Origin of the sequence: Luteimonas terricola, assembly GCF_004352845.1 — a bacterium.
GTDB classification, from domain to species: Bacteria; Pseudomonadota; Gammaproteobacteria; order Xanthomonadales; family Xanthomonadaceae; genus Luteimonas; species Luteimonas terricola.
In genome coordinates this window covers 393094-406731 of sequence record NZ_SJRX01000001.1, presented here as the reverse complement: position 1 = coordinate 406731, position 13638 = coordinate 393094, and the positions used below count along the sequence as shown (strand labels likewise).

Genomic DNA, 13638 nt, shown 5'->3' with positions numbered 1-13638 from the left:
CCGGTTCGCGGCCCCGTCCGCATAGGATCACAGCACACGCATGTCCTGGCTGAAGAAACTCATGCCCGCCCGCATCCGCACCGAGGGCAGTCCCGCACGCAAGCGAAGCGTGCCCGAGGGGCTGTGGGAAAAGTGCGACAGCTGCGGCGCGGTGCTCTACCGGCCCGAGCTCGAGGAAAACCTCGAGGTCTGCCCCAAATGCGCCCACCACATGCCGATCCGCGCCCGCGCGCGGCTGGCGGCCTTCCTCGACGCCGGCAGCGGCCGCGAGATCGGTGCCGCGCTCGGCCCGGTCGACGTGCTCCGCTTCCGCGACCAGAAGCGCTATGCCGACCGCATCAAGGCCGCGCAGAAGTCGACCGGCGAGCGTGACGCGCTGATCGCGATGGAGGGACGGCTCAAGGACAGCCCGATCGTCGCCAGCGCCTTCGATTTCGCCTACATGGGCGGCTCGATGGGCTCGGTTGTCGGCGAGCGCTTCACGCTCGGCGCCGAGCGCGCACTCGAGATCGGCTCGCCCTTCGTCAACTTCTCCGCCAGCGGCGGCGCGCGCATGCAGGAAAGCCTGTTTTCGCTGATGCAGATGGCCAAGACCTCGGCCGCGCTGGGCCGGCTGCGGGCGGCGGGGCTGCCCTATGTTTCGGTCATGACCCATCCGACCACCGGTGGCGTTTCGGCCTCGTTCGCCATGCTGGGCGACATCAATCTCGCCGAGCCAAAGGCGCTGATCGGCTTCGCCGGACCGCGCGTGATCGAACAGACCGTGCGCGAGACGCTGCCCGAAGGGTTCCAGCGCTCGGAGTTCCTGGTCGAGCACGGCGCGATCGACCAGATCTGCGACCGCCGCGAGCTGCGCGAGCGCATCGCTGCGCTGCTGGCGATGTTGATGCGTCACCCGGCGCCGCCGGCTGACGAGGCTGCCGCGCCGTGAGCGCGCCCGGCAGCTCCGGCAGCGCGCGCCGCTGGTTCGGCACCGACGGCATCCGTGGACGGGTGGGCGAGGGCCCGATCTCGGCCGACTTCATGCTGCGCCTGGGCAACGCCTACGGCCACGCGCTGCTGGCATCGGTCAAGGACGGCGGCGAGTGGCGCAAACCGCTCGTGATCATCGGCAAGGACACGCGCATCTCGAACTACATGTTCGAGGCTGCCCTCGAGGCGGGCCTTGTGGCCGCAGGCGTGGACGTGCAGCTGATGGGGCCGATGCCGACGCCGGCCGTCGCGCACCTCACGCATTCGATGCGCGCCGACGGCGGTATCGTGATCTCGGCATCGCACAACCCGCACCACGACAACGGCATCAAGTTCTTCTCGGCCGTGGGCGAGAAGCTGGACGACGCCACCGAGCTCGCCATCGAGGCCGCGCTCGAGCAGCCGTTCCGCACCGTGGCCTCCGACCAGCTCGGCAAGGCGGTGCGCACGCGCGACGCCGTCGGCCGCTACGTCGAGGCCTGCAAGGGATCGGTGCCGCGCAGCTTCGACCTCGATGGCATGCGCATCGTCGTCGACTGCGCGCACGGCGCCACCTACCAGATCGGGCCGATGGTGCTGCGCGAGCTCGGCGCGCGCGTGGACGCCATGGGCGTCGACCCCAACGGCACCAACATCAACGATGGCGTCGGCTCCACCCACCCCGAAGGCCTGGCCGAGCGCGTGCGCGCCACCGGCGCGGAGCTGGGGATCGCCTTCGACGGCGACGGCGACCGCGTCATGTTCGTCGACGGCGAGGGCCAGGTCCGCGATGGCGACGACCTGGTCTACCTGCTGGCCTGCGACTGGCAGGAGAGCGGACGCCTGCGCGGCCCCGTGGCCGGCACGCTGATGACCAATTTCTCGCTGGAGCAGGCGCTGGCGGCCCGCGGCATCGGCTTCATGCGCACCAAGGTCGGCGATCGTCATGTGCACAAGGCGCTCGTTGAACACGGCGGCATCCTCGGCGGCGAAGCATCCGGCCACCTGCTGTGCCTGGACCGTTCCACCACCGGCGACGGCATCGTCAGCGCCCTGCAGGTGCTGGAGGTGCTGCACCGGCGCGGGGTGTCGCTGGCGGACGCGCTGCGCGGGCTGCGCAAGGTGCCGCAGCGCACGGTCAACGTGCGCATCGCCAATGGCGCCAGGCCCGTCGAGGCGCAGGGCGTGCAGGCGGCGCTGGCGGAGGCGCAGCGGGCCGTGGAAGGCCGCGGGCGCGCATTCCTGCGTCCCTCGGGCACCGAGCCGGTCGTACGGGTGACCGTGGAGGCCGACGACGAGGCGCTGGTGACGGCAACCCTCGAGCGGCTGGCGGACGCGGTGCGCGCCGCCGCCTGAGGGCCGGAACCGGCGGGCGGACGCTATCATTGCGGACCTGCGCCCCCGCCCGGGGGCAGTCGCCACCCGAGTGAGCCATGGCCCCGCGCATCCCCACCCTCGACATCCGCCGTTTCATCCAGCCCGCCAGCCCTGAAGATCGCCAGGCCTTTGTCGACGACCTCGGCGCCGCGTATCGCGAGTGGGGCTTCGCCGGCATCCGCAACCACGGCATCCCGCAGGGCTTGATCGATGAGGCCTACGAGGCGTTCAAGGCCTTCTTCGCGCTGCCGGACGCCACCAAGAAGGCCTATCACGTGGCCGGCGGCGGCGGCGCCCGCGGCTACACGCCCTTCGGCGTCGAGACGGCCAAGGATTCCAGGCACTTCGACCTGAAGGAGTTCTGGCATATCGGCCGCGAGATCGCGGACGATTCCGGTTACCGGGACGTCATGCCGCCGAACCTGTGGCCCGACGAGGTCCCGGCCTTCCACGAAAAGGGCTATGCCCTGTACCGGGCGCTCGACGACCTCGGTTCGCAGGTGCTGCGCGCGCTGGCCCTGCACATCGACTTGCCGGAGGACTACTTCGCCGACAAGACCGACTTCGGCAACTCGATCCTGCGTCCGATCCACTACCCGCCGATCACCGCCGACGACATCCCCAACGTGCGCGCCGGCGCCCACGGCGACATCAACCTGATCACGCTGCTGGTCGGCGCCAGCGCCGCGGGCCTGGAAGTGCGCTCGCACGAGGGCGGGTGGGTCCCGTTCACCGCCGATGCCGACACCATCGTGGTCAACATCGGCGACATGCTGCAGCGGCTGACCAACCACGTGTATCCGTCCACCATCCACCGCGTGGTCAACCCGCCGGGCGAGCTCGCGCGCCAGCCGCGTTATTCGGTGCCGTTCTTCCTGCACCCGAACCCGGACTTCCTGATCGACGTGCTGCCTTCGTGCATCACGCCCGACAACCCCAGCCGGTATCCGGAGCCGATTACCGCGCAGGGCTACCTGGAAGAGCGCCTGCGTGAGATCAAGCTCGCCTGAGCAACACTGCGGGGCAGGCGCGCTGCGTGCGTGCCCCCCTGCAGGAATGTGTACGAAGGCCTAGAATCTCCGGCTCCGTCAACGTCCGAGGTCATCCCATGCGCGCACGCATCGTCGCCGGCAACTGGAAGCTCAATGGCAGCCGCAGCTTTGCCGAGGGCCTGCTGTCGGACGTGGCGGCGGGCCTGCCGGCCGCGGGCGTGGAGGTGGTGGTGCTGCCGCCGTCCACCCACGTGGAAGGCCTGGTGGCGAGCTACGGCGGCCGTGGCATCGGCTTCGGTGGCCAGGACGTGAGCGAGCACGCGGACGGCGCCTACACCGGCGAGGTCTCGGCTTCGATGCTGGCCGACGTCGGCGCGGGCTTCGCCCTGGTCGGCCATTCCGAGCGCCGCCAGTACCACCGCGAGGACAGCGACCTGGTCGCGCGCAAGTTCGCCGCCGCGGTGGCCGCGGGCCTGCGCCCGATCCTCTGCGTGGGCGAGTCGCGGGAGGACCGCGAGGGTGGTTCGACCGAGGCCGTGATCGCCTCCCAGCTGCGCCCGGTGCTCGCCCTGGCCGGTGCCGCGGGCTTCGCCGGCGCGGTGGTGGCCTACGAGCCGGTCTGGGCCATCGGCACCGGACTCACCGCAAGCCCGGAACAGGCCCAGGACGTCCATGCCTTCATCCGTAGCGAGGTCACGGCGATGGATGCTAAGATTGGAAATTCACTGCCGATCCTCTACGGCGGCAGTGTGAAGCCCGCCAACGCCGCCGAGCTGTTCGCCAAGCCCGACGTCGATGGAGGCCTCATCGGCGGAGCATCGCTGGTGGCCGCGGACTTCATGGCCATCGTGGCCGCAGCGGCCCGCTGACCGCCAAGGCACCAGAGAACCGAACCAATGCTGCAGCTCATCCTCAACATCGCCTTCGTGCTCGTCGCCATCTCGCTGATCGCGCTGATCCTGATGCAGCGCGGCGCGGGCGCACAGGCCGGCTCGGGCTTCGGCGGCGGCGCATCGGCCACCGTCTTCGGCTCGCGCGGCGCATCCAACTTCCTCAGCAAGTCCACCAAGTGGCTGGCGATCGTCTTCTTCGCCCTGACCCTGTTCATGGCCTTTCAGGCGACGCAGCTCTCGCGGCAGGCGGGTCCGGTCGCGGTCGACCTGGGCGTGATGTCCGAGGTTCCGGCGGCGCCGGCAACGCCGGCCCCGGCCGGTGCGGTTCCCGCGGCGCCCGACGCCGTGCCCGCGGTGCCGGAATCCACGGTCCCGTCGGTGCCCGAGGATCGGCCGCCCGCCGCATCGCCCCCCGCGCAGGGGGAGTCGGGGCAGGAAGTCCCGCAGGGCGGTTGATAGCGATATACAATGTCGCGGCTCCGTGCCCAGACACGGAAGAAACACAAAAAAATGCCCAGGTGGCGGAATTGGTAGACGCACTACCTTGAGGTGGTAGCGGCTTAGGTCGTGGGGGTTCGAGTCCCCCCTTGGGCACCACTACGCGTCGGGTCCGGTCGTTTCACGGCCGGGCCCGGCACCAGCAAGCAAAGGGTCGCGCAAGCGGCCCGTAGCCGAGAGAACACCGTGCTGGCCGAATACCTGCCGACCCTGCTGTTTCTTTTTGTTGCAACCGGAATCGGCATCGCCCTGGTCGTCATAGGCAATGCCCTCGGGCCGAAGTTCTACAACGCCGAGAAGTACACGGCCTACGAATGCGGCTTCGCCCCGTTCGAAGACTCGCGGATGCAGTTCGACATCCGCTACTACCTCATCTGCATCCAGTTCATCGTCTTCGACCTGGAAATCATCTTCATCGTGCCGTGGGCCACCGTGTTCCGTGAGCTCGGCGTGCTCGGCCTGATCGAGATGGGCATCTTCGTCGGCATGTTGCTGATCGGATTCATTTACGTGTGGAAGAAGGGAGCGCTCGAATGGGAGTGATCCAGGCAGCCCGCAGCCTTGCCAATGCCGCGAGCAACCCGCTGTCCGAAGGGCGCGTGGACGACATCCTGCGGCCGGAGGGCGAGAACCCGCTGCTCGACCAGGGGTTCGTCACCACCAGCTCGGACATCCTGCTCAACTGGGCGCGCACCGGTTCGATGTGGCCGGTGACCTTCGGCCTGGCCTGCTGCGCGGTCGAGATGATGCACGCCGGCGCGGCGCGCATGGACCTCGACCGCTACGGCGTGGTGTTCCGCCCGTCGCCGCGCCAGTCCGACGTGATGATCGTGGCCGGCACCCTGGTCAACAAGATGGCGCCGGCGCTGCGCAAGGTCTACGACCAGATGCCCAACCCGAAGTGGGTGATCTCCATGGGCAGCTGCGCCAACGGCGGCGGCTACTACCACTACTCGTATGCCGTGGTCCGCGGCTGCGACCGCGTGGTGCCGGTCGACATCTACGTACCGGGCTGCCCGCCCACGGCCGAGGCCCTGGTGCACGGCATCCTGCAGCTGCAGCGCAAGATCCGCCGGTCGACGAATTTCGGCGAGGACAGGGTGGGCCAGCGCAATGTCTGAGTCCGCCACCGCGTTCGCCGCGCGCCTGCGCGCGCGCTTTCCGACGGCCCTGGTCGACGTCGCGCTGCCGCGCGGCGAGGTCGGCATGGTGCTGCCCGCATCCGACTGGCGCGAGGGCTGCCGCACGCTGCGCGACGAGTTCGGCTTCGAGATCCTCATCGACCTCTGCGGCGTCGACCACCTGGGTTACGGCACCGACGAGTGGGACACCGATGTCTCGTCCGAAGGCTTCAGCCGGGGCGTGGAAGGCAAGGGGCCGGGCCGCTTCCGCTACGGCGAGACGCCCAGCCAGCAGCTTGCGCAGCCCGACGGCGTGGGCGCGATCCCGCTGCCCGAAAACCGCTTCTCGGCGGTGGTGCAGCTGCTGTCGATCGCCAACAACCGCCGCTTGCGCGTGACCTGTCATGCGCCCGACGACGCGCTGCCGGCGGTCGATTCGCTGTGCGAGGTCTGGGAAGGCGTGAACTGGTTCGAGCGCGAGGCCTTCGACCTGTTCGGCATCGTGTTCCCGGGCCACCCGGACCTGCGCCGCCTCCTCACCGATTACGGCTTCATCGGCCATCCCTTCCGCAAGGACTTCCCGCTGATCGGCAACGTCGAAGTGCGTTACGACGCCGACAAGCAGCGCGTGGTGTACGAGCCGGTCACCTCGGTCGAGCCGCGCGTGCTGGTGCCGCGCGTGATCCGCGACGACGCCCGCTACGAAACCACGGCCGGTGAAGCGCGGGACCTCAAGGTCGGCCCCGTGCGCGGCTACGGCGTTGCAGGAGACACGAAGTGAGCATCCACCCGCCCAGCGGCCTGCTGGCCAGCAGGCCGGCCGAAACGCGCCAGGAAATCCGCAACTACACGCTGAACTTCGGCCCGCAGCATCCGGCCGCGCACGGCGTGCTGCGCCTGATCCTGGAAATGGACGGTGAGGTCGTGCAGCGCGTCGACCCGCACGTGGGCCTCCTGCACCGCGGCACCGAGAAGCTTGCCGAGTCCAAGCCGTTCAACCAGTCGATCGGTTACATGGACCGCCTCGACTACGTGTCGATGATGTGCAACGAGCACGCCTACGTGCTCGCCATCGAGACCCTGCTGGGCATCGAGGCGCCCGAACGCGCGCAGTGGATCCGCACGATGTTCGACGAGATCACGCGGATCCTGAACCACCTGATGTGGATCGGCTCCAACGCTCTCGATCTCGGCGCGATGGCGGTGATGCTGTACTCGTTCCGAGAGCGCGAAGAGCTGATGGACGTCTACGAGGCGGTCAGCGGCGCGCGCATGCACGCGACCTACTACCGTCCCGGCGGCGTCTATCGCGACCTTCCGGACCACATGCCGAAGTACCGCGAGTCGCCGTGGCGCAAGGGCAACAAGCTCAAGCGCTTCAACGAGTGGCGCGAGGGTTCGATGCTCGATTTCCTGGACGCCTTCACCAAGGACTTCCCGGCGCGCATCGACGAGTACGAGGTGCTGCTGACCGAGAACCGCATCTGGAAGCAGCGCACCGTCGGCATCGGCGTGATCCCCCCGGAGCAGGCCATGGCGCTGGGCATGTCCGGCGTGATGCTGCGCGGCTCGGGCATCGAGTGGGACCTGCGCAAGAAACAGCCCTACGCGAAGTACGACCAGGTCGACTTCCAGATCCCGGTGGGTACCAACGGCGACTGCTACGACCGCTACCTGGTGCGCGTCGCCGAGATGCGCGAATCCAACCGGATCATCGCCCAGTGCGTGGAGTGGCTGCGTGCCAACCCCGGCCCGGTGATGGTCGATGATTTCAAGGTCGCCCCTCCCTCCCGCGAGGAGATGAAGGACGACATGGAAGCCCTGATCCACCACTTCAAGCTGTTCTCGGAAGGTTACTGCGTGCCCGCGGGCCAGACCTACCAGGCCGTCGAGGCGCCCAAGGGCGAGTTCGGCTGCTACCTGGTCAGCGACGGTGCCAACAAGCCCTTCCGCGTGCACCTGCGCGCGCCCGGCTTCGCGCACCTGTCGTCGATGGACGCGGTGGTGAAGGGGCACATGCTGTCCGACGTCGTGGCGATGGTCGGCACCTATGACCTCGTTTTCGGAGAAGTGGACCGATGAAGGCAACCGGCAACTTCGAGAATGCGCGCAACGTCGACCCGATGGTCGTGCTCAGCGATGAGACGCGCGCGCAGATCGACCATTGGGTGGCCAAGTTCCCGCCCGACCGCAAGCGTTCGGCCGTGATCCAGGGCCTGTTCGCCACCCAGCAGCAGAACGGCGGTTACCTGACCGACGAACTGATCGCCGGGGTGGCGAAGTACCTCGGCATCCCGCCGGTGTGGGCCTACGAGGTCGCGACCTTCTATTCGATGTTCGAGACGCGGGAGGTCGGCCGCCACAACGTCGCCTTCTGCACCAACATCAGCTGCTGGCTCAACGGCGCCGAGGAACTGGTCGCCCACGCCGAGAAGACGCTCGGCTGCAAGCTGGGCGAGACGACTGCCGATGGCCGCGTCTACCTCAAGCGCGAGGAAGAGTGCGTGGCCGCGTGCTGCGGCGCCCCCGTGGTCGTGATCAACGGCCATTACCACGAGAAGCTCGACGCCGCGAAGGTCGACGAGCTGCTCGACGGACTGAAGTGAGGCTGGACGCAGGCATGGCGCATCACAACTCCCACGTCTCCGAAGGCTACGGCCCGGTCGGCCCCGCGCCGAAGGAGCACCAGGCCGTGTACACCACGCTGCATTTCGACAAGCCGTGGTCGTACGAGAACTACCTCAAGACCGGCGGCTACCAGGCGCTGCGCAAGGTGCTGACCGAAAAAGTCCCACCGGCCGACGTCGTCGAGATGGTCAAGCAGTCGGGCCTGCGCGGCCGCGGCGGCGCGGGCTTCCCGACCGGCCTGAAGTGGAGCTTCATGCCCAAGGGCGACCAGCAGAAGTACATCCTCTGCAACTCCGACGAGTCCGAGCCCGGCACCTGCAAGGACCGCGACATCCTGCGCTACAACCCGCATTCGGTGATCGAGGGCATGGCGATCGCCTGCTATGCCACCGGTTCCACGGTCGCCTACAACTACCTGCGCGGCGAGTTCCACCACGAGCCCTTCGAGCATCTCGAAGAAGCGCTGGCCGAAGCCTATGCGCACGGCTGGCTGGGCCGTGACATCCTCGGCAGCGGCGTGGACATCGACATCCACAACGCGCTGGGCGCCGGCGCCTACATCTGCGGCGAAGAAACCGCGCTGATGGAGTCGCTCGAGGGCAAGAAGGGCCAGCCGCGCTACAAGCCGCCGTTCCCGGCCAACTTCGGCCTGTACGGCAAGCCGACCACGATCAACAACACCGAGACCTATGCCTCGGTGCCGGCGATCATCCGCAACGGCCCCGAGTGGTTCGCCGGCCTGGGCAAGCCCAACAACGGCGGCTGCAAGATCTTCTCGGTGTCCGGCCACGTCATGAAGCCGGGCAACTACGAGATCCGCCTCGGCACGCCGTTCTCCGAGCTGCTGGAGATGGCCGGTGGCCTGCGCCCGGGACGCACGCTCAAGGGCGTGATCCCCGGCGGGTCCTCGATGCCGGTGCTGCCGGGCGAGACCATGATGGGCGTGACCATGGACTACGACGCCCTGCAGAAGGCGGGTTCGGGCCTGGGGTCCGGCGCCGTGATCGTGATGGACGACAGCACCTGCATGGTGCGCGCCTGCCAGCGCATCTCGCGCTTCTATTTCCAGGAATCCTGCGGCCAGTGCACACCCTGCCGCGAAGGCACGGGCTGGATGTACCGCATGGTCAGCCGCATGGTCGAAGGCAAGGCGACGATGGCCGACGTCGAGATGCTGCGCGCGTCCGCCGGCCAGATCGAGGGCCACACCATCTGCGCCTTCGGCGAGGCCGCGGCCTGGCCGGTGCAGGGCTTCCTGCGCCATTTCCTGCACGAATTCGAATACTTCATCGAGCACGGCCGCTCGATCGTCGACGCCAGCACGGAGGTGGCGGCATGAGCGCGCAGCCGGTGAACCCGAGCCTGCCGCCCGACCACGTCACCGTCTTCATCGACGGCGTCGAGATGGCTGCGCCCAAGGGCTCGATGATCATCCAGGCCGCCGACAAGGCCGGCATCCCGATCCCGCGCTTCTGCTACCACGACAAGCTCGCCATCGCGGCCAACTGCCGCATGTGCCTGGTCGAGGTGGAGAAGATGGGCAAGCCCGCGCCGGCCTGCGCCACGCCGGTGATGGACGGCATGCGCGTGCAGACGCGCAGCGACAAGGCGCTGGGTTCGCAGCGCAACGTGATGGAATTCCTGCTGATCAACCACCCGCTCGACTGTCCGGTCTGCGACCAGGGCGGCGAGTGCGAGCTGCAGGACCTGTCGCTGGGTTACGGCCGCTCGGTGTCGCGCTTCGTCGAGCGCAAGCGCTCGGTGGCCGACGAGGACCTCGGCCCGCTGGTCGCGACCGAAATGACGCGCTGCATCCACTGCACGCGCTGCATCCGCGTCACCGGCGAGATCGCCGGCACCTACGAGCTGGGCGGCATGCAGCGCGGCGAGAGCCTGCAGATCGGCACCTACGACGGCAAGCCGCTGACCACCGAGCTCTCGGGCAACGTGATCGACGTCTGCCCGGTGGGCGCGCTGACCAACAAGGTGTTCCGCTTCCGCGCGCGCCCCTGGGAGCTGATCGCGCGGGAGTCGCTGGGCTACCACGACGCGCTCGGCAGCAACCTGTTCCTGCACACCCGTCGCGGCGAAGTGATGCGCACCGTGCCGCGCGACAACGAGGCGGTCAACGAGTGCTGGCTGTCCGACCGCGACCGCTATTCGCACCAGGGCCTGTACGCCGACGACCGCGCGACGCGCCCGCTGCTGCGGGTGGCCAGCAATGGCGACGACGGCGACTGGCGCGAGGCGACGTGGGACGAAGCGCTGGCGAAGGCCGCGCAGATCCTGCGCGACAACGCCGCCGACGACCTCGGCATCCTGGTCCATCCGACGACATCGAACGAGGAGGGCGCGCTGATCGCCCGCCTGGCCGAGGGCCTGGGAACGGGCAACCTCGACCACCGCATCGCTCAGCACGACCTGTCCGACGGCGCCGTGGCCGAAGTCTTCGGCATGCCGGTCGAGGACATCGAGCAGGCCGACGCCATCGTCATCGTCGGCAGCAACCTGCGCACCGAGCTGCCGCTGGTCCACCAGCGCGTGCGCAAGGCCTGGCGCGCGGGTGCCAGGGTGCACGTGGTCAACCCGGTGGACTTCGACTTCACCTTCGACATCGCCCACAAGTCCATCGTGGCGCCGTCGGAGATCGCCTCGGCCCTGGCTTCGCCCGGGCTGGACAAGGCGCTGGAAGGCGCTTCGCGCGCCGTCGTCATCGTCGGTGCGGTCGCCGAGTGCGGGATCCACGCCGCGGCCATCCGCGCCGCCGCCGCCGATTTCGCGCGCCGCAACAACGCCGCGCTGTGCCGCGTGCCGCAGGGCGCGAACGCGGTCGGCCTGGCGCGACACGGCGTGCTGCCGGCCTCGCGCGACGCCGGCACCATGCTGGCCCAGCCGCGCGGCGGCTACCTCATCTACGGCATCGAGCCGGGGCTGGACTTCGCCGACCAGGCAAAGGCCATGCAGGCCCTGGGCGGGGCGCAGGTGGTGGCGTTCAGCCACTTCGCCTGCCAGTCCACGCGCCGCGTGGCCGACGTCATCCTGCCGATCGGCCTGTTGCCGGAGCTCGACGCCACCCTGACCAACCTCGACGGTCGCGACCAGCGCACCGTGGCCGGCGGCAAGCTGCCCGGCGAGGCCCGCCAGGGCTGGAAGGCGCTGCGCGCGCTTGGCGGACTGCTGGGCGTTGGAGGCTTCGACTTCACCGACTTCGCTGGCGCGCTCGCGCTGGTGTCGCCGCGCCAGGTCGAGGTCGCGCGCGGCGCGGCTCCGTCCGCGGCGGGTGAGGGCATGGAACTGGCGGTGTCGCAGGCGATCTACCGCGTCGACGGCGTGACCCGCCGTGCGGCCGCGCTGCAGTCACACCCGCTGACCGTGGGCCCGCGCATCACCCTCAACCCCGAGGACGCGTCCGCGGCGGGCCTGCGCGATGGCGCGATGGCGCGCGTGGCCAACGGCGCCGGCACCGCGACCCTGCAGGTCGCGACCAGCACGGGCGTCGCCCGCGGCGCGGCACTGATCGAATCCGGCTACGGCGCCACGGCGGCGCTCGGCGCCGGCACGGTGCGGGTGGAGGCCGCATGAGCACGACGACGACCAATACCGCCACCGTGCTGCTCGGCTGGCTCGAACCCTTTCGCGGCTGGCTCGACTCGCTCGGCGCCATCGGGACCGTCATCTGGCTGGTGCTGCTGATCCTGGCGATCACCATGCCGGTGATCATCGCCGTGGCCTTCTATGTGGTCTGGGAGCGCAAGCTGATCGGCTGGATGCACGTGCGCCACGGCCCGATGTATGTGGGCTTCGGCATCCTCCAGGCCTTCGCCGACGTCTTCAAGCTGTTGTTCAAGGAAGTCATCCGGCCCAGCGCCTCGCACAAGGTGCTGTACTTCCTGGCGCCGCTGATCACCCTGGCCCCGGCCTTCGCGGCCTGGGCGGTGGTGCCCTTCGACGCGCAGATGGTGCTGTCCAACGCCAACGCCGGCCTGCTGTACCTGCTGGCGATGGTGTCGCTGGGCGTGTACGGCGTGATCCTGGCCGGCTGGGCCTCGAACTCGAAGTACGCCTTCCTGGGCGCGATGCGCTCGGCGGCGCAGGTGGTGAGTTACGAGATCGCGATGGGCTTCGCCCTGGTGGGCGTGATGGTCGCCGCCGGCAGCCTCAACCTCAGCGAGATCGTGATGGCGCAGTCCGGCGACGCCGGCTTCCTCGAGTGGTTCTGGCTGCCGCTGCTGCCGCTGTTCATCGTCTACTTCGTGTCCGGCGTGGCCGAGACCAACCGCGCGCCCTTCGACGTGGTCGAGGGCGAGAGCGAGATCGTGGCCGGCCACATGGTCGAGTACTCGGGCGCGGTGTTCGCGCTGTTCTTCCTGGCCGAGTACGCGAACATGCTGCTGGTGAGCTTCCTCACCGCGACCTTCTTCCTGGGCGGCTGGCTGTCGCCGGTTCCCGCGGCCTGGATCCCGGACATCCCGGTGCTCACGGTGCTGCTGGGCGACGGCTGGTGGTGGCTGTTCGTCAAGGCCTTCTTCTTTGCCAGCTGCTTCGTCTGGTTCCGGGCATCGTTCCCGCGCTACCGCTACGACCAGATCATGCGCTTGGGCTGGAAGGTGTTCATTCCGCTGTCGATCGCGTGGATCGCGGTGACGGCGCTGATGGCGTATTTCGGCGTGTTCGAGGCAGGTGCGTGATGGACAAGTTCATTTCCCGGGCGCGCAGCCTGCTGCTGATCGAGATGGTCCGCGGCCTGTCGCTGACCTTCAAGTACCTGTGGCGCCCGAAGTACACGATGATGTACCCGATGGAGAAGATCCCGCAGTCTCCGCGCTTCCGCGGGCTGCACGCGCTGCGCCGTTATCCCAACGGTGAAGAGCGCTGCATCGCGTGCAAGCTGTGCGAGGCGGTGTGCCCGGCGCTGGCGATCACCATCGACTCCGAGCAGCGCGAGGACAACACGCGGCGCACCACGCGCTACGAGATCGACCTGTTCAAGTGCATCTTCTGCGGCTTCTGCGAGGAGTCGTGCCCCGTGGACTCGATCGTCGAGACCCACATCCACGAGTACCACTTCGAGAACCGCGGCGAGAACGTCGTCACCAAGTCGCAGCTGCTGGCGATCGGCGACCGCCTCGAGGCGGAGATCGCCGAGCGCCGCGCCGCCGACGCCGCATACAGGTAAAC

Annotated in this window: 14 protein-coding genes and 1 tRNA gene; all 15 read left to right on the top strand. The window is 68.7% G+C overall.

Translation table 11 applies throughout. The features are described 5' to 3' along the window. The first annotated feature begins 40 nt into the window (after positions 1-40). A complete protein-coding gene (accD, locus tag E2169_RS01870) occupies positions 41-931 on the top strand; it encodes an acetyl-CoA carboxylase, carboxyltransferase subunit beta (RefSeq protein WP_132984915.1) in 891 nt (296 codons plus the stop codon). After that, a complete protein-coding gene (gene glmM / locus E2169_RS01865) occupies positions 928-2307 on the top strand; it encodes a phosphoglucosamine mutase (protein WP_132984914.1) in 1380 nt (459 codons plus the stop codon). The genes accD and glmM overlap by 4 nt, the downstream gene beginning before the upstream one ends. Positions 2308-2384: 77 nt before the next feature. After that, a complete protein-coding gene (locus tag E2169_RS01860) occupies positions 2385-3338 on the top strand; it encodes an isopenicillin N synthase family dioxygenase (protein ID WP_132984913.1) in 954 nt (317 codons plus the stop codon). Positions 3339-3436: 98 nt separating this feature from the next. Then, a complete protein-coding gene (tpiA, locus tag E2169_RS01855; RefSeq protein WP_132984912.1) occupies positions 3437-4189 on the top strand; it encodes a triose-phosphate isomerase in 753 nt (250 codons plus the stop codon). Positions 4190-4216: 27 nt separating this feature from the next. Then, positions 4217-4669, top strand: a complete 453-nt coding sequence (gene secG, locus E2169_RS01850; RefSeq protein ID WP_132984911.1) for a preprotein translocase subunit SecG — start codon at positions 4217-4219, stop codon at positions 4667-4669. Between the two features lie 56 nt (positions 4670-4725). Beyond that, positions 4726-4810: transfer RNA gene (locus tag E2169_RS01845), tRNA-Leu, on the top strand. Positions 4811-4897: 87 nt separating this feature from the next. Further along, complete coding sequence (locus E2169_RS01840; protein ID WP_132984910.1) at positions 4898-5254, top strand: NADH-quinone oxidoreductase subunit A; 357 nt, start codon at positions 4898-4900, stop codon at positions 5252-5254. Next, entirely contained in the window at positions 5245-5832 is a 588-nt protein-coding gene (locus E2169_RS01835) for a NuoB/complex I 20 kDa subunit family protein (RefSeq protein WP_132984909.1), read from the top strand. The genes E2169_RS01840 and E2169_RS01835 overlap by 10 nt, the downstream gene beginning before the upstream one ends. After that, positions 5825-6613, top strand: a complete 789-nt coding sequence (locus tag E2169_RS01830) for an NADH-quinone oxidoreductase subunit C (protein ID WP_132984908.1) — start codon at positions 5825-5827, stop codon at positions 6611-6613. Before E2169_RS01835 ends, E2169_RS01830 begins: the two co-directional genes overlap by 8 nt. Then, positions 6610-7914 (top strand): NADH-quinone oxidoreductase subunit D, encoded by a 1305-nt coding sequence (locus E2169_RS01825; RefSeq protein WP_132984907.1) that lies wholly within the window; start codon positions 6610-6612, stop codon positions 7912-7914. The genes E2169_RS01830 and E2169_RS01825 overlap by 4 nt, the downstream gene beginning before the upstream one ends. After that, positions 7911-8438 (top strand): NADH-quinone oxidoreductase subunit NuoE, encoded by a 528-nt coding sequence (gene nuoE, locus E2169_RS01820; RefSeq protein ID WP_132984906.1) that lies wholly within the window; start codon positions 7911-7913, stop codon positions 8436-8438. The genes E2169_RS01825 and nuoE overlap by 4 nt, the downstream gene beginning before the upstream one ends. 14 nt (positions 8439-8452) lie before the next feature. Continuing rightward, positions 8453-9799 carry an NADH-quinone oxidoreductase subunit NuoF gene (gene nuoF, locus E2169_RS01815; protein WP_132984905.1) on the top strand — a complete coding sequence of 449 codons (1347 nt, stop codon included), beginning with the start codon at positions 8453-8455 and terminating at the stop codon, positions 9797-9799. After that, positions 9796-12042 (top strand): NADH-quinone oxidoreductase subunit NuoG, encoded by a 2247-nt coding sequence (gene nuoG, locus E2169_RS01810; protein ID WP_132984904.1) that lies wholly within the window; start codon positions 9796-9798, stop codon positions 12040-12042. The genes nuoF and nuoG overlap by 4 nt, the downstream gene beginning before the upstream one ends. Beyond that, positions 12039-13148: an NADH-quinone oxidoreductase subunit NuoH gene (gene nuoH / locus E2169_RS01805; protein ID WP_132984903.1), complete on the top strand. Its 1110-nt coding sequence runs from the start codon at positions 12039-12041 to the stop codon at positions 13146-13148. Before nuoG ends, nuoH begins: the two co-directional genes overlap by 4 nt. Continuing rightward, positions 13148-13636 carry an NADH-quinone oxidoreductase subunit NuoI gene (gene nuoI / locus E2169_RS01800; RefSeq protein WP_132984902.1) on the top strand — a complete coding sequence of 163 codons (489 nt, stop codon included), beginning with the start codon at positions 13148-13150 and terminating at the stop codon, positions 13634-13636. Before nuoH ends, nuoI begins: the two co-directional genes overlap by 1 nt. Positions 13637-13638 lie beyond the last annotated feature (2 nt).